Source organism: Kitasatospora sp. NE20-6, from assembly GCF_045862635.1.
This window is the reverse complement of record NZ_BPRL01000010.1, coordinates 14,689-30,746: the sequence shown is the minus strand read 5'-3', so window position 1 is coordinate 30,746 and position 16,058 is coordinate 14,689. Positions and strand designations below refer to the sequence as shown.

At 70.3% G+C, this 16,058-nt stretch carries 10 protein-coding genes; 2 read left to right on the top strand and 8 right to left on the bottom strand.

Going from position 1 to position 16,058, the window contains the following annotated elements:
- The first annotated feature begins 49 nt into the window (after positions 1–49).
- Both SNE206_RS10885 and SNE206_RS10880 read left to right on the top strand, forming a co-directional pair.
- On the top strand, positions 50–1,114 hold the full coding sequence (locus SNE206_RS10885) for an ATP-binding protein (RefSeq protein ID WP_407912988.1): 1,065 nt from the start codon (positions 50–52) through the stop codon (positions 1,112–1,114).
- A gap of 14 nt (positions 1,115–1,128) precedes the next feature.
- Positions 1,129–2,892: a DUF2201 family putative metallopeptidase gene (locus tag SNE206_RS10880; RefSeq protein WP_407912987.1), complete on the top strand. Its 1,764-nt coding sequence runs from the start codon at positions 1,129–1,131 to the stop codon at positions 2,890–2,892.
- Between the two features lie 113 nt (positions 2,893–3,005).
- Here the strand turns inward: SNE206_RS10880 and SNE206_RS10875 are convergent, their stop codons facing one another.
- The 8 genes from SNE206_RS10875 to nusG all read right to left on the bottom strand — a co-directional run bounded on the left by SNE206_RS10875 (position 3,006) and on the right by nusG (position 15,992).
- Positions 3,006–6,899 (bottom strand): DNA-directed RNA polymerase subunit beta', encoded by a 3,894-nt coding sequence (locus SNE206_RS10875; RefSeq protein WP_407912986.1) that lies wholly within the window; start codon positions 6,897–6,899, stop codon positions 3,006–3,008.
- 104 nt (positions 6,900–7,003) lie between these two features.
- Complete coding sequence (gene rpoB, locus SNE206_RS10870; RefSeq protein WP_407912985.1) at positions 7,004–10,480, bottom strand: DNA-directed RNA polymerase subunit beta; 3,477 nt, start codon at positions 10,478–10,480, stop codon at positions 7,004–7,006.
- Between the two features lie 810 nt (positions 10,481–11,290).
- On the bottom strand, positions 11,291–11,671 hold the full coding sequence (gene rplL, locus SNE206_RS10865) for a 50S ribosomal protein L7/L12 (protein WP_407912984.1): 381 nt from the start codon (positions 11,669–11,671) through the stop codon (positions 11,291–11,293).
- An 89-nt stretch (positions 11,672–11,760) separates the two neighbouring features.
- Entirely contained in the window at positions 11,761–12,324 is a 564-nt protein-coding gene (rplJ, locus tag SNE206_RS10860; protein ID WP_407912983.1) for a 50S ribosomal protein L10, read from the bottom strand.
- A 345-nt stretch (positions 12,325–12,669) separates the two neighbouring features.
- Positions 12,670–13,497, bottom strand: coding sequence for a hypothetical protein (locus SNE206_RS10855; RefSeq protein WP_407912982.1), 828 nt, complete (start codon positions 13,495–13,497; stop codon positions 12,670–12,672).
- 227 nt (positions 13,498–13,724) lie between these two features.
- Complete coding sequence (gene rplA, locus SNE206_RS10850; RefSeq protein WP_405012858.1) at positions 13,725–14,447, bottom strand: 50S ribosomal protein L1; 723 nt, start codon at positions 14,445–14,447, stop codon at positions 13,725–13,727.
- A gap of 76 nt (positions 14,448–14,523) precedes the next feature.
- A complete protein-coding gene (gene rplK / locus SNE206_RS10845; protein ID WP_407912981.1) occupies positions 14,524–14,958 on the bottom strand; it encodes a 50S ribosomal protein L11 in 435 nt (144 codons plus the stop codon).
- Positions 14,959–15,122: 164 nt separating this feature from the next.
- Positions 15,123–15,992, bottom strand: coding sequence for a transcription termination/antitermination protein NusG (nusG, locus tag SNE206_RS10840; protein ID WP_407912980.1), 870 nt, complete (start codon positions 15,990–15,992; stop codon positions 15,123–15,125).
- Between the last annotated feature and the right edge of the window lie 66 nt (positions 15,993–16,058).

Genomic DNA, 16,058 nt, shown 5'->3' with positions numbered 1-16,058 from the left:
GGCGGCCCGCGCACACTGACCGCGAACCCGTCCTCGTCGAAGGAGTCCCGTGCAGGGTGCCGTCACCGTCTCGCCGTCCCAGGTGCCCGAGCTGCTGCTGGGTCTGGCGATCACCCGGCCGGTCTTCCTGTGGGGCGCCCCGGGCATCGGGAAGTCGTCGCTGGTACGGGAGTTCGCCGACTCGCTGGGCCTGGAGTGCGTCAGCCTGATCGGCACGCAGCTGGCGCCGGAGGATCTCGTGGGTGTCCCGCAGATCACCCCGGACGGCCGGTCGCGGTTCTGCCCGCCGGAGTCGATCGCCCGTGACACCCCGTACTGCCTGTTCCTCGACGAGCTCAACGCGGCCTCCCCGGACGTGCAGAAGGCCTTCTACTCGCTGATCCTGGACCGCCGGATCGGCTCGTACGAGCTGCCGCCCGGCTCGATCGTGATCGGTGCGGGCAACCGGGCGACCGACGGGGCGCTGGCCCGGCCGATGGCGTCGGCGCTGGTCAACCGGCTGGTGCACGTGCACCTGCGGGCCAGTGCGACCGACTGGCTCCGGTGGGCGGCGGGGAGCGGCGTCCACCCGTGGGTGCTGGACCACCTGGCGGACCGTCCGGACCACCTGTGGTCGGCGCCGCCGAAGACGGAGGAGCCGTTCTCCACCCCCCGGTCCTGGCACATGCTGTCGGACGCGCTGCACTCCTTCGGCCCGGACGTGGACGAGCAGACGCTCGCGGTGCTCGCCCACGGCCTGCTCTCCCCGTCGCACGCGGTGGCGTTCTGCGGCTACGCCAAGATCGTGCGGCACGCGTACGGTCTGGACGCCATCCTCAGGGGCGACGCCCGCTGGCCGCACCGGCCGGAGGACCGCGACCTGCTGTACTACCTGGCCGACGGTTTCCGCGGGCGGCTGGCGAAGGAGCTGCCGGCCCGCAAGGAGCAGGCCTCCCCCGCGCTGCGGCAGACGGCCTTCCGGGCGAAGTCGCTGCTCGTGCAGCTCGCGGAGATCTCCGTCGAGGTCGCCCAGACGGTCATCGCGGACGGGTCGGACGGCAACCCGGTGCTGCCGTCGTGGTTCCTGGTCGAGGCCGCGCGCGACCTGCCCAGGCTGGTCGAGGCCCGCCGGTGAGGGCCCGCTCCCGCGTGCCGGAGCCGAGGCCCGACCCCGCGCTGGAGGCGTTCACCGCGGGCCTGGCGGCGGTGCGGGGCAACCCTGCGCTCGCCGCCGTGGGCGGCGACGTCTGCCGGGAGGAGGCCTGCGCCCCGGCCGGCGGCTGGGCGGCCGTCGACTCGAACGGCGCCGTGCACGTGAACGTCCGCCGCCGGGCCGAACCCGCCGAGTGGGCCTGGGTGCTGGCGCACTGCCTGCTGCACCTGGGCTTCGGCCACGTGCCCGCCGCGCACGGCAGCCGCACCGGCCCCGACGCGGACGACCTGGCGGCCCGCTGCGCGGTCGTGCACCGCTTCCAGGCGGGGTTCCCGCTCGGCCGGGCCCCGTACGAGGTGCCCGTGGTGCCGGCCGGCGACGAGGAGGAGCTCGCCGCCCGACGGCGGCGCGGGGACCTGCCGCCCGTGCCGGGCACCGCCGGGCCGCACGGACCCGACCAGCGGCTGGTGCCCTGGCATCCGCACGTCGACCCGCCGGACTGGACGGCCGCGTTCGCCGCCGCCCTCACCCGCACCGTCTCCGCCGCCATGGACGCCGCGGGCGGGCGCTCCGGCGGGCTCACCGCGGCAGGGCTGCCGGTCCGGCCCTGGGACCGCGCACTCTCCTGGTTCGTGTCCTCCTACCCGCTGCTCGGCGGCATCGCGGCCGGGCTCACCCTTGTCGCCGACGCCGAACTCGCCCGCGCCCACGGCATCTCCGTGGCCGCCGTCAACACCGCGGCCGGCGAGATCTACGTCAACCCGCTGCTGCGGTTCACCGACGAGGAGTGGCGCTTCGTCCTGGGCCACGAGATGCTGCACGCCGCGCTGCGGCACGGCGAACGCTGCGGGGCGCGTGACCCGTACCTCTTCAACGTCGCCTGCGACTACGTCGTCAACGGCTGGCTGCTGGAGATGGGCGTCGGCACCATGCCGGGCGGGCTGCTGCACGACCCGCAGCTCAAGGGGCTGTCCGCCGAGGAGGTGTACGACCGCGTCGTCCGCGACGAGCGGCGGATCCGGCGGCTGGCCACCCTCGCCGGCAAGGGCCGCCCGGACGTGCTGGGCGAGCCGCTGGGCCCCCCGCGCGACTACGTCGACCTGGACGCCTTCTACCGGCGCGGCCTCCAGCAGGGCTTCGACCTGCACCGGCGCGACGACCGCGGCCTGCTGCCCGCCGGGCTGGTGGAGGAGATCCGTGCCCTCGCCCATCCCCCGCTCCCGTGGGACGCGCGCCTCGCCCGCTGGTTCGACGAGTTCGTCCCGTCGCCGCGGACCGTCCGGAGCTACGCCCGCCCCTCGCGCCGGCAGGCGTCCACGCCCGGCGTCCCGCGGGCCGGCCGGTACCGGCCGGAGGAGGAGGTCGCCCGCTGCACCTTCGGCGTGGTGCTCGACACCTCCGGCTCGATGAGCCGGGTGCTGCTGGGCAAGGCGCTCGGCGCGATCGCCTCGTACGCCGCGGCCCGTGACGTCACCGCCGCCCGTGTCGTGTTCTGCGACGCCGCCGCGTACGACGCGGGGTACCTGCCCGCCGAGGACATCGCCGGCCGGGTGCGGATCCGCGGCCGGGGCGGCACCGTGCTGCAGCCCGGCGTCGACCTGCTGGAGCGTGCCGAGGACTTCCCGTCCACCGCGCCGGTGCTGGTCGTCACCGACGGCTGGTGCGACGTGCTGCGGGTGCGCCGCGAGCACGCCTACCTCGTCCCCCACGGGGCGGTGCTGCCGTTCACCGCCCGCGGGCCGGTCTTCCGGATGCGCTGACCGGACGCACCGGCTGCGCGGCGGACCCGTCCGGGCGGCCCTGGGCCGGGGCGGGAACGCCGCAGGGCGGCCACCCCTTCCGGGGTGACCGCCCTGCGCTCGTGACCTGACCGTCAGCCGCTGTACGGGCCGTAGTCGTAGTCGTCCAGCGGGACCGCCTGGCCGGAGCCGGCGCCGAAGGGCGACAGGTCGTAGTCGTCGTAGCCGACGGCCGAGTACATCGCGGCCTTGGCCTCCTCGGTCGGCTCGACCCGGATGTTGCGGTAGCGGGGCAGACCCGTACCGGCCGGGATGAGCTTGCCGAGGATGACGTTCTCCTTGAGGCCCAGCAGCGGGTCCGACTTGGCGTGGATCGCCGCGTCGGTGAGCACCCGGGTCGTCTCCTGGAAGGAGGCGGCCGACAGCCAGGACTCGGTGGCCAGCGAGGCCTTGGTGATACCCATCAGCTGCGGACGGCCCGAGGCGGGGTGACCGCTCTCGGAGACCACGCGACGGTTCTCGGTCTCGAAGCGGCCGCGCTCGACGAGCTCGCCCGGGAGCAGCTCGGCGTCGCCCGACTCGATGATCGTCACGCGGCGGAGCATCTGCCGGATGATGATCTCGATGTGCTTGTCGTGGATCGACACGCCCTGCGAGTTGTAGACCTTCTGGACCTCGGCCACCAGGTGGATCTGGACGGCACGCTGGCCCATGATGCGCAGGACGTCGTGCGGGTTGGTGGCACCGACGGTCAGCTTCTGGCCGACCTCCACCGCCTCGCCCTCGGAGACCAGCAGCTTCACGCGCTTGGAGACCGGGTAGGCGATCTCGTCGCTGCCGTCGTCGGGGGTGACGACGACCTTGCGGGTCTTCTCGGTGTCCTCGATGCGGACCCGGCCCGCGGCCTCCGAGATCGGGGCCACACCCTTGGGGGTACGGGCCTCGAAGAGCTCGACGACACGGGGCAGACCCTGGGTGATGTCGTCACCGGCCACACCACCGGTGTGGAAGGTGCGCATGGTCAGCTGGGTGCCGGGCTCACCGATGGACTGGGCGGCGATGATGCCGACCGCCTCACCGATGTCGACCAGCTTGCCCGTGGCCAGCGAACGGCCGTAGCACATGGCGCAGGTGCCGACCGCGGACTCGCAGGTGAGGATCGAGCGGGTCTTGACCTCGCCGATGTTGTGGCGGATCAGCTCGTCGATCAGGACGTCGCCGAGGTCGGTGTTGACCGTGGCCAGCAGCTTGCCGTCGACGGTGATGTCCTCGGCGAGCATGCGGGCGTAGACGCTGGTCTCGACGTCGTCCGTCTTGCGCAGGACGCCGTCGGCACCGACCGTGCCGATCGCCAGCTTGAGGCCGCGCTCGGTGCCGCAGTCCTCCTCGCGGATGATGACGTCCTGGGAGACGTCGACCAGACGACGGGTGAGGTAGCCGGAGTCGGCGGTGCGCAGGGCGGTGTCGGCGAGGCCCTTACGGGCACCGTGGGTGGAGATGAAGTACTCCAGCACGGACAGGCCCTCACGGAACGAGGCCTTGATGGGACGCGGGATCGTCTCGTTCTTGGCGTTCGAGACCAGACCACGCATACCGGCGATCTGACGCATCTGCATCATGTTTCCGCGCGCACCCGAGTCCACCATCATGAAGATGGGGTTGGTCTTCGGGAAGTTCGCGTTCATGGCCTCGGCGACCTCGTTGGTCGCCCGGGTCCAGATGCCGATGAGCTCGCTCTTGCGCTCGTCGTTGGTGATCAGGCCGCGCTCGTACTGCCGCTGGACCTTCTCCGCCTGCGCCTCGTAGCCCTCGAGGATCTGGGGCTTGCTCGGCGGGACGACGACGTCGGAGATCGAGACGGTGACGCCGGAACGGGTCGACCAGTGGAAGCCGGAGGCCTTCAGGTTGTCGAGCGTCGCGGCGACGGTGACCTTGGGGTAGCGCTCCGCCAGGTCGTTGACGATGGCCGAGAGCTGCTTCTTGCCGATCTCGTAGTCGACGAACGGGTAGTCCTCGGGCAGCAGCTCGTTGAAGAGCGCGCGGCCCAGGGTCGTGGTGAGCCGGAAGGGCTCGCCCTCGAACCAGGTGGTCTGGCCGTCCTCGTCGACCGGGGCGGTCCAGCCGCGCGGCGGCACCGTGCCGGCGGGCAGGCGCAGCTCGATCGGGGCCTGGACGTCCAGCTCGCGGGCGTCGAAGGCCATGATCGCCTCGGCGGTGGAGGAGAAGGAGCGGCCGGCGCCCTTCACCTCGTCGCGGTCCGAGGTGAGGAAGAACAGACCGAGCACCATGTCCTGGGTCGGCATGGTGACCGGGCGGCCGTCGGCCGGCTTCAGGATGTTGTTCGAGGACAGCATCAGGATGCGGGCCTCGGCCTGCGCCTCCGCGGAGAGCGGCAGGTGGACGGCCATCTGGTCACCGTCGAAGTCCGCGTTGAACGCGGTGCAGACGAGCGGGTGGATCTGGATGGCCTTGCCCTCGACCAGCTGGGGCTCGAAGGCCTGGATGCCGAGGCGGTGCAGGGTGGGCGCGCGGTTCAGCAGCACCGGGTGCTCGGCGATGACCTCTTCGAGGACGTCCCACACGACCGGGCGGGCGCGCTCGACCATGCGCTTGGCCGACTTGATGTTCTGCGCGTGGTTCAGGTCGACCAGGCGCTTCATCACGAACGGCTTGAAGAGTTCCAGCGCCATGGCCTTGGGCAGGCCGCACTGGTGCAGCTTGAGCTGCGGGCCGACGACGATGACCGAACGGGCCGAGTAGTCGACGCGCTTGCCGAGCAGGTTCTGGCGGAAACGACCCTGCTTGCCCTTGAGCATGTCGGAGAGCGACTTCAGCGGACGGTTGCCGGGGCCCGTGACCGGGCGGCCGCGGCGGCCGTTGTCGAAGAGCGCGTCGACGGCCTCCTGGAGCATGCGCTTCTCGTTGTTCACGATGATCTCGGGGGCACCGAGGTCGAGGAGGCGCTTCAGGCGGTTGTTGCGGTTGATGACGCGGCGGTACAGGTCGTTCAGGTCGGAGGTCGCGAAGCGGCCGCCGTCCAGCTGCACCATCGGACGCAGGTCCGGCGGGATGACCGGGACGCAGTCCAGCACCATGCCCTTGGGCTTGTTGGTGGTCTGCAGGAACGCGGAGACGACCTTGAGGCGCTTGAGCGCGCGGGTCTTCTTCTGGCCCTTGCCGGTGCGGATGATCTCGCGGAGGCGCTCGGACTCCTCCGCCAGGTCGAAGGACTCCAGGCGGTCCTTGAGCGCCGCGGCGCCCATCGAGCCGGAGAAGTACGTGCCGAAGCGGTCGCGGAGCTCGCGGTAGAGCAGCTCGTCGCCCTCCAGGTCCTGGACCTTGAGGTTCTTGAAGCGGCTCCACACCTCGTCGAGGCGGTCCAGCTCGCGCTGGGCACGGTCGCGGAGCTGCTTCATCTCACGCTCGGCGCCCTCGCGGACCTTGCGGCGGACGTCGGCCTTGGCGCCCTCGGCCTCCAGCTCGGCCAGGTCGGTCTCGGCCTTCTTGGCACGGCCTTCGAGGTCGGCGTCGCGGCGGTTCTCGATCTGCTGCCGCTCGACGGAGACGTGCGCCTCCAGGGAGGGCAGGTCGCGCTGGCGGCGCTCGTCGTCGACCCAGGTGATCATGTAGGCGGCGAAGTAGATGACCTTCTCGAGGTCCTTCGGCGCCAGGTCGAGCAGGTAGCCCAGGCGGGACGGGACACCCTTGAAGTACCAGATGTGGGTGACCGGGGCGGCGAGCTCGATGTGGCCCATCCGCTCGCGGCGCACCTTGGCGCGGGTCACCTCGACGCCGCAGCGCTCACAGATGATGCCCTTGAAGCGGACGCGCTTGTACTTGCCGCAGTAGCACTCCCAGTCCCGGGTGGGGCCGAAGATCTTCTCGCAGAAGAGTCCGTCCTTCTCGGGCTTCAGGGTGCGGTAGTTGATGGTCTCCGGCTTCTTGACCTCGCCGTGGGACCACTGGCGGATGTCGTCGGCGGTGGCCAGGCCGATGCGGAGCTCGTCGAAGAAGTTGACGTCAAGCACTGGTCGTCAAGCCCTCTTTCGTGATTCGAGAGTTTGTCTGTGGTCTGAGGGGGGCCTGGGGGCGGGCCGGCTGCCTGGTTCAGGGGCAGCCGGCCCCACCTCCGTCAGACCTCTTCGACGCTGCTCGGCTCGCGCCGGGACAGGTCAATGCCGAGCTCCTCGGCGGCGCGGAACACGTCTTCGTCGGAGTCGCGCATCTCGATGGACTGGCCGTCCGAGGACAGCACCTCCACGTTGAGGCAGAGCGACTGCATTTCCTTGATGAGGACCTTGAAGGACTCGGGAATGCCGGGCTCGGGGATGTTCTCGCCCTTGACGATGGCCTCGTAGACCTTCACACGGCCGAGGACGTCGTCGGACTTGATGGTGAGCAGCTCCTGCAGCGCGTACGCGGCTCCGTACGCTTCGAGGGCCCACACCTCCATCTCACCGAATCGCTGACCACCGAACTGCGCCTTACCACCGAGCGGCTGCTGGGTGATCATCGAGTACGGGCCGGTCGAACGGGCGTGGAGCTTGTCGTCGACCAGGTGGTGCAGCTTGAGGATGTACATGTAGCCGACCGAGACCGGCATCGGGAACGGCTCGCCGGAGCGGCCGTCGTACAGCCGGGCCTTGCCGGTGGAGTTCACCAGGCGCTCGCCGTCACGGGTGAGCGTGGTGTGGTCCAGCAGGCCGGTGATCTCGTCCTCGCGGGCGCCGTCGAAGACCGGGGTGGCGAGGTTGGTGCCGCCCTCGACCTTGTCCGCGCCGATCGCCTGGAGGCGCTGGGCCCACTCCTCCGCGAGGCCGGAGACGTCCCAGCCCTGCTTCGAGAGCCAGCCGAGGTGGATCTCCAGCACCTGTCCCGGGTTCATGCGGGACGGGACACCCAGCGGGTTGAGGATGATGTCGACCGGGGTGCCGTCCTCCAGGAACGGCATGTCCTCGACCGGCAGGATCTTCGAGATGACGCCCTTGTTGCCGTGGCGGCCGGCGAGCTTGTCACCGTTGGTGATCTTGCGCTTCTGGGCCACGTAGACGCGGACGAGCTGGTTGACGCCGGGGGGCAGCTCGTCGCCCTCCTCGCGGTCGAAGACGCGGACGCCGATGACCTTGCCGGACTCGCCGTGCGGCACCTTCAGCGAGGTGTCGCGGACCTCGCGGGCCTTCTCGCCGAAGATCGCGCGGAGCAGGCGCTCCTCCGGGGTCAGCTCGGTCTCGCCCTTGGGCGTGACCTTGCCGACCAGGATGTCGCCGGTGACGACGTCCGCGCCGATGCGGATGATGCCGCGCTCGTCGAGGTCGGCGAGGACCTCCTCGGAGACGTTCGGGATGTCCCGGGTGATCTCCTCGGGGCCCAGCTTGGTGTCACGGGCGTCGACCTCGTGCTCCTCGATGTGGATCGAGGAGAGGACGTCGTCCTGCACGAGGCGCTGCGACAGGATGATCGCGTCCTCGTAGTTGTGGCCCTCCCACGACATGAACGCCACGAGGAGGTTCTTGCCGAGGGCCATCTCGCCCTCGTCGGTGCAGGGGCCGTCGGCCAGCACCTGGTTGACCTCCACCCGGGCGCCCTCGTCCACGAGCACCTTCTGGTTGAAGGCGGTGCCCTGGTTCGAGCGGGTGAACTTGGCGGCGCGGTACGTGGTGTACGTGCCGTCGTCGTTCGCCACGGTGACGTAGTCGGCCGAGACCTCCTGCACCACGCCGGACTTCTCGGCGGTGATGACGTCGGCGGCGTCGACGGCGCAGCGGTACTCCATGCCGGTGCCGACCAGCGGTGCCTCGCTCTTCAGCAGCGGCACGGCCTGGCGCATCATGTTCGAGCCCATGAGCGCGCGGTTGGCGTCGTCGTGCTCCAGGAACGGGATCATGGCGGTCGCGACCGACACCATCTGGCGCGGCGAGACGTCCATGTAGTCGATCTCGGTGCCGGGGATGTAGTCGATCTCGCCGCCGCGGCGGCGGACGAGGACGCGCGGCTCCGCGAAGGTCAGCTCCGCGGTGAGCGGGGCGTTGGCCTGCGCGATGACGTAGCGGTCCTCCTCGTCGGCGGTGAGGTAGTCGACCTGCTCGGTGACGACACCGTCGATGACCTTGCGGTACGGGGTCTCGATGAAGCCGAAGGCGTTCACCCGGCCGTACGACGCGAGCGAGCCGATCAGACCGATGTTCGGGCCTTCGGGGGTCTCGATCGGACACATGCGGCCGTAGTGCGAGGGGTGCACGTCACGGACCTCGAAGCCGGCCCGCTCGCGGGACAGACCACCGGGGCCGAGCGCGGACAGACGGCGCTTGTGGGTCAGGCCCGACAGCGGGTTCGTCTGGTCCATGAACTGCGACAGCTGGCTGGTGCCGAAGAACTCCTTGATGGAGGCGACGACCGGCCGGATGTTGATCAGGGTCTGCGGCGTGATCGCCTCGACGTCCTGGGTGGTCATGCGCTCGCGCACGACGCGCTCCATGCGGGCGAGACCCGTACGGACCTGGTTCTGGATCAGCTCGCCGACGTTGCGCAGGCGCCGGTTGCCGAAGTGGTCGATGTCGTCGACCTCGATGACGATGTCGCGGCCCTCGTCGTCGCGCCAGTCGGTCTCGCCGGCATGCAGCTTCACCAGGTACTTGATGGTGTTGATGATGTCGGGCTCGGTGAGCACGCCGGAGTCCAGGGACTCGCCGTTGCCGAGCTTCCGGTTGACCTTGTAGCGGCCGACCTTCGCGAGGTCGTAGCGCTTCGGGTTGAAGTAGAGGTTCTCGAGCAGCGTCTGCGCGGCCTCACGCGTGGGCGGCTCGCCGGGGCGCAGCTTGCGGTAGATGTCGAGGAGCGCGTCGTCCTGGCCCTGGGTGTGGTCCTTCTCCAGGGTGGCGCGCATCGACTCGTACTCGCCGAACTCCTCCAGGATCATCTCGGTGGTCCAGCCGAGGGCCTTGAGGAGGACGGTGACCGACTGCTTGCGCTTGCGGTCGATGCGGACACCGACCATGTCGCGCTTGTCGATCTCCATCTCCAGCCAGGCACCGCGGGAGGGGATGATCTTGGCGGAGTAGATGTCCTTGTCGGACACCTTGTCCAGGGTGGAGTCGAAGTACACGCCGGGGGAACGGACCAGCTGCGACACGACGACGCGCTCGGTGCCGTTGATCACGAACGTGCCCTTGTGGGTCATGAGCGGGAAGTCGCCCATGAAGACCGTCTGGGACTTGATCTCACCGGTCTCGTTGTTGGTGAACTCGGCCGTGACGAAGAGCGGGGCCGCGAACGTGAAGTCGCGGTCCTTGCACTCGTCAATGGAGTTCTTCGGCGGCTCGAAACGGTGGTCGCGGAAGGTCAGCGACATCGACCCGCTGAAGTCCTCGATCGGGGAGATCTCCTCGAAGATCTCCTCCAGACCGGACTTCGTGGGGACGTCCTGACCACTGTCCAGTGCCGCCTCGACCCGGGACTTCCAGGCCGCATTGCCGAGCAGCCAGTCAAAGCTCTCGGTCTGCAGGGCCAGGAGGTTCGGGACCTCAAGGGGCTCCTTGATCTTCGCGAACGAGACGCGGAGCGGGGCGGTGGATGCGGCGGAATTGTTCGAGGCGTTGCGCGGCGCGGCCAAGAGGGGGGTCCTTCCGAGGGCTCGGAGCTCACTACGCGCGTACCGGCCGGGCCATGACGGGAGCCGATCCCACCTCCGGACACCTGCCCGGCCGGAGGATGAATCCCCAGGTCGGAACCGGTCTACGGAGGCGGTGCCAGACCCCAACAGGGCAGCGCAGACTCCGGGCGACGAGTCACGGAGCAGCTAACAGGCAGCGCAAAGGGACAGTGTAGCCAATGGCGACACTGCTGACAAGCCCTGATTCGGAGACCGAATCGGACACTCCCTCCGGTCGCATCCCGTACGCCCCGAACCCCCTCCCGGGGGGCGGTGCGCAGGGGTGCCCCTGCTTTCGTACAACCCAGTGGCCCGGGAACACCCGGACCACCGCACCTCTACTCGGAGTCACTTCCCGCTGGGGCCTCTGAATATGCATCCAGGGCCGCTCCAACCGGGGCGGACGTCTCCGAGTGCGGCGCGCGAATCGAGAATCGCGCGCCTGCTCCCGCTCGTCAAGGCCCCCACCGCAGTGCGGACCTCGTGCACCTCATCGCTCCGGGCTCCGGCGGCGTTACAGAGTCCGTGGTCGGGGGCGTGCACGGTGACGGTGATCACCCTACCCGCCGCCACCGACAGGGGCCGGGTGCGCTGCGGGCGGGTGCGGCGAGCCCCCGGGGGCGCGGGCGGCGCCGGCTCCCGGCGGGGCTCCGGACGCCCCGGCCGGGCCCGTGCGGGGCCCTCGGAGGGCCCCGGAACGCAAAAAGGCCGGGCCGGCCACCCCGAAGGGTGACCGGCCCGGCCGTACGCCCCCTCGGAGGGGGCGTGGAGTCACTTGACGGTGACCTTGGCGCCGGCGCCCTCAAGGGCGGCCTTGGCCTTCTCCGCGGCGTCCTTGGCAACCTTCTCCAGGACGACGGCGGGGGTGCCGTCAACGAGGTCCTTGGCCTCCTTCAGGCCGAGGGAGGTCAGGGCGCGCACCTCCTTGATGACCTGGATCTTCTTGTCACCGGCGGACTCGAGGACGACGTCGAACTCGTCCTGCTCCTCGACGGCCTCGGCGACCGGGGCAACCGGACCGCCGGCGATGGCGACCGGGGCGGCAGCCTTGACGTCGAACTTCTCCTCGAACGCCTTCACGAACTCGGAGAGCTCGATGAGGGTCAGGGTCTCGAACTGCGCGAGCAGCTCGTCCTGGGACAGCTTCGCCATGGTGGCGTCCTTCCACTAAATCGGCAGGTGGTGCCGGATGTACGGGATGGCGGGCGTACGGGCCCGCAGCGAGGCAGGAGCCCGCGGAACTACTCCGCGGCCTCGTCCTCGGCGGCGGGAGCCGGCGTACCGGCACCGCCCTGCTCGACCTTCGCCCGCAGCGCCTCGGCGGTGCGGACGAACTCCACCAGCGGAGCCTGGAAGGTCGCCGCGGCCTTGGCCATGGACGCCTTCAGGCCGCCGGCCAGCTTGGCGAGCAGCACCTCGCGGGACTCGAGGTCCGCGAGCTTCTTGATCTCATCGGCGGACAGCGCCTTACCGTCAAGGACACCGCCCTTGATGATGAGAGCGGGGTTCTCCTTGGCGAAGTCACGCAGAGCCTTCGCCGACTCCACCGGGTCACCGGTGACGAAGGCGACAGCCGTCGGACCCGCGAACAGGTCGTCCAGCTCGGAGATCCCGGCCTCGTTGGCCGCGATCTTGGTCAGCGTGTTCTTCACCACGGCGTACTGGGCGTTCTCCCCCAGCGAGCGACGCAGATTCTTCATCTGCTTCACCGTCAGACCGCGGTACTCGGTCAGCACGGCCGCGTTCGAGGCACGGAACTTGTCCGTGATCTCCGCGACGTCAGCAGCCTTGTCGGGCCTTGCCATAGGCTTACGCCTCCTTCCGTGATGTCGAAGTCGGGCCGACCATGGAGCAGTCGACCATGCAACGCCTCGACACACCGGCCGGAAGGAAGCCTCAGCAAAAACAGTGAGAGCCCCAGTGCGCAGGCGCACGGGGCTCCATCGACCTCGACGGCCGGGCGCGACGAATCGCGACGGACGGAAGTCCAAGCTCCAAACACTCCTGCGCGGGCCGTCTGCGGCAATTCGCAGATCCTTCGGTCGCCCGTCCTCCTTGCGAAGGCAGGGCAACAACCAGCGGTCTTTGGCAGACACCACCGTAACCGACACCCCGGGCCGTGGCCAAATCGCCCACGGCGGGCACCGCGGCTACAGCGGGGGCAGGCTCCGGCCGGCGGCGTCCCAGGTGTCGGCCTCCGCCGGGGCCTGGACGGAGAGCGGCCCCCCGAAGTCCTCGAACCGCAGCGTGTCGTCGACCCGGCCGGCCGTGCCGGACCCGGTGCGGTGCAGCTGGACGACCTGGTCGCGGTCGTTCAGCCACAGGTCCAGCGTGACCACGCCGTCGCCGCCCAGCGCCGCCCGCAGGGCCTCGCGGCGGGCGGGTGTCAGCAGGACCTGCGCGCCGGCGTAGTCCGCGGCCGTGAGGGCCACCCGGTAGTGCTCGACCGCGGTGTCGTCGAGCTCCTCCTCGCCGACCCGCTCCGGGGCCGCCGCGGTGGCGGCCGCCGTGACGGCCACCAGCGGGCTGAGCCGGTCGACGGTGTCCGCGTACGGCACGGTGAGCTCGCCGCCCGGTCCCGCCGGCCCGGTGTACTTCCGCCAGTGCGGGCCGCCGAGCAGCGCCGCGGTGGCGGTGTCCCCGCCGCGGTAGGCGGTGGTGTCGAGCACGACGAGCTGCTCGGTGGTGCCGGGGCGCTTCAGCTGGAGCACCGTCTTCGGCGCCCAGAAGAGCAGGCCCGCCACCGAGTCGCTCCCGAGGTTGCCGCCGAACCGCGCCCGGCGGGCGGTGTGCATCGCCAGCTGGGCGGCGAGCAGCACCCCGTGCGGGGAGCGGTCGGTCGGGGTGGCGAGGACGGTGGGGTCGGCCGTGGCGCTGGGCGACGCCGCGGACGTGCCGCCGTGGCCGCCGCCGCAGGCGGTCAGCAGCAGGACGAGGGCCGTGGCCGTGGCCGCCCTGCGGGCCTTCCGTGGCGCCATGCCGCCGCCTCCCTCCGTGTGCCGTCCGCCGTGTGCCGTCCGCGGTGTGCCCGGGTGCCGTGTGTCCGGGTGCCCACCCTGTCATGCCGTGCGCCCGCCGGTCCGGGGGCCCCGTGGTCCGGCGGGCGTACGCCGACGGGCCCGCGCCCTCTGCCGGAGAGGGTGCGGGCCCGTCGGGACGGACTGCGCCTGCGCACAGGACGCGGCTACGGTCGGAGCACGGGGGCTCAGACGGCGGCCGGGTCCTCCTCGACGAGGAGGTTGCGGGTGCGGTTCGGGTCCACCAGGATGCCGGGGCCCATGGTGGTCGAGAAGGCGATCTTCTTGATGTAGCGGCCCTTGGCAGCGGCCGGCTTGCTCCGGAGGACCTCGTCGAGCGCGGCGCCGTAGTTCTCGACCAGCTGCTCGTCGGTGAAGGAGGCCTTACCGATGATCAGGTGCAGGTTCGAGTGCTTGTCGACGCGGAACTCGATCTTGCCGCCCTTGATGTCGTTGACGGCCTTCACGACATCGGGGGTGACGGTGCCGGTCTTCGGGTTCGGCATCAGGCCACGGGGGCCGAGCACGCGGCCGAGGCGGCCGACCTTGCCCATGAGGTCCGGGGTGGCGACGACGGCGTCGAAGTCGAGGCGGCCCTTGGCGACCTCGTCGATGAGCTCGTCGGAGCCGACGATGTCGGCGCCTGCAGCACGCGCGGCCTCGGCACGGTCGCCGGTCGCGAAGACCAGGACCCGGGCGGTCTTACCGGTGCCGTGCGGGAGGATCACGGTGCTGCGGACCATCTGGTCGGCCTTGCGCGGGTCGACACCCAGGCGCATGGCGATCTCGACGGTCGCGTCGAACTTGGTGGTGGACGTCTCGCGGGCGAGGCGGACGGCCTCGAGCGGGGCGTAGATGCGGCTGCGGTCGACCTTGGCGTCCGCGGCCTTGAGAGCCTTGCTGCGCTTCACTGCGTCTCCTGGAGGTGATGGAGTTCGTGGTGGGAACGGGCCGCGCTGGGCCCTACCACGGGGACGACTGGGCTGATCAGCCCTCGACGGTGATGCCCATCGACCGGGCGGTGCCGGCGATGATCTTCGCCGCCGCGTCCAGGTCGTTGGCGTTCAGGTCGGGGAGCTTCACGGTGGCGATCTCGCGGACCTGGGCGCTGGTGAGCTTCGCGACCTTGGTCTTGTGCGGCTCGCTGGAGCCCTTGTCCACGCCGGCGGCCTTCAGGATGAGGCGCGCGGCCGGCGGCGTCTTCGTGATGAAGGTGAAGGAGCGGTCGTCGTAGACCGTGATCTCCACCGGCACGATCATGCCGCGCTGCGACTCGGTCGCAGCGTTGTAGGCCTTGCAGAACTCCATGATGTTGACGCCGTGCTGACCGAGCGCGGGGCCGACCGGCGGCGCCGGGTTGGCCGCACCGGCGTTGATCTGGAGCTTGATGAGCCCCGTGATCTTCTTCTTCTTGGGAGGCATTTCTCTCCGGGTCCTTCCGAGAGGCGATTGCTGGTGCGCGCATCGGCCGGGGCGACACCCGGCCGCCGGCACACACATCGGACCAGGCTAACCGCTGATGCGGCCCTGGACCAAAACGGCTGCGGGGCGGGGCCGTGGCCCCGCCCCGCAGCCGACGGCGTGGGTCAGTTCTTCTGGATCTGGTCGAACGACAGCTCGACCGGGGTCTCGCGGCCGAAGATCTCGACGAGGCCCTTGACCTTCTTCGAGTCCGGGTTGATCTCGTTGATGGTCGCCTGCAGGGTGGCGAACGGGCCGTCGGTGACGGTGACCGAGTCGCCGACCTCGAAGTCGAGCACCTGGACCTCGACCGGGCGGACGGGCGAGGCCTTGCCGGCCTCCTTCGCCGCGGCGCGCTGGACGTCCGGGGCGAGCATGTTGACGACCTCGTCCAGGGTCAGCGGGTACGGGTCGTAGGCGTTGCCCACGAACCCGGTGACACCGGGCGTGTTGCGCACGACGCCCCAGGACTCGGCGTCCAGCTCCATGCGGACCAGGACGTAGCCGGGCAGCTTGTTCTGGCGGATGGTCTTGCGGTCGCCGTTCTTGATCTGGACGACCTCTTCCTGCGGCACGGCCGACTCGAAGATGCGGTCCTCGACGTTCAGCGAGACCGAGCGCTGCTCGAGGTTCTGCTTCACGCGGTTCTCGTAGCCGGCGTAGGTGTGGATGACGTACCACTCGCCGGGGGCCAGGCGGAGCTTCTCGCGGAACTCGACGACCGGGTCGACCTCCACCTCCTCGACGGGCTCGGCCTCGTCGTCGGCCTCGGACACCTCGTCGTCGGCGGCGGTCTCGTCGTCGGCGGAGACCTCGTGCAGCGCGTCGACCTCGGCCGGCTCGCCCGCCTCCGCCTCGTCCGAAGCCTCGACCTCGTCCTCGTCGGCGTCCGCGGCGTCGAGGATCTGCTCCACGGCCTCGGTGTCGGCAGCCTCGGCCGCGACATCCGCCTCGGTGACGGTCTCGTCGGCGTCGTACAGGGGGGACTCAGACACGGGCGCTGCTTCTTTCCTGGGATGTGGAACGGATACCTCAACAGTACCGAGTCAACGGTAGCGGGC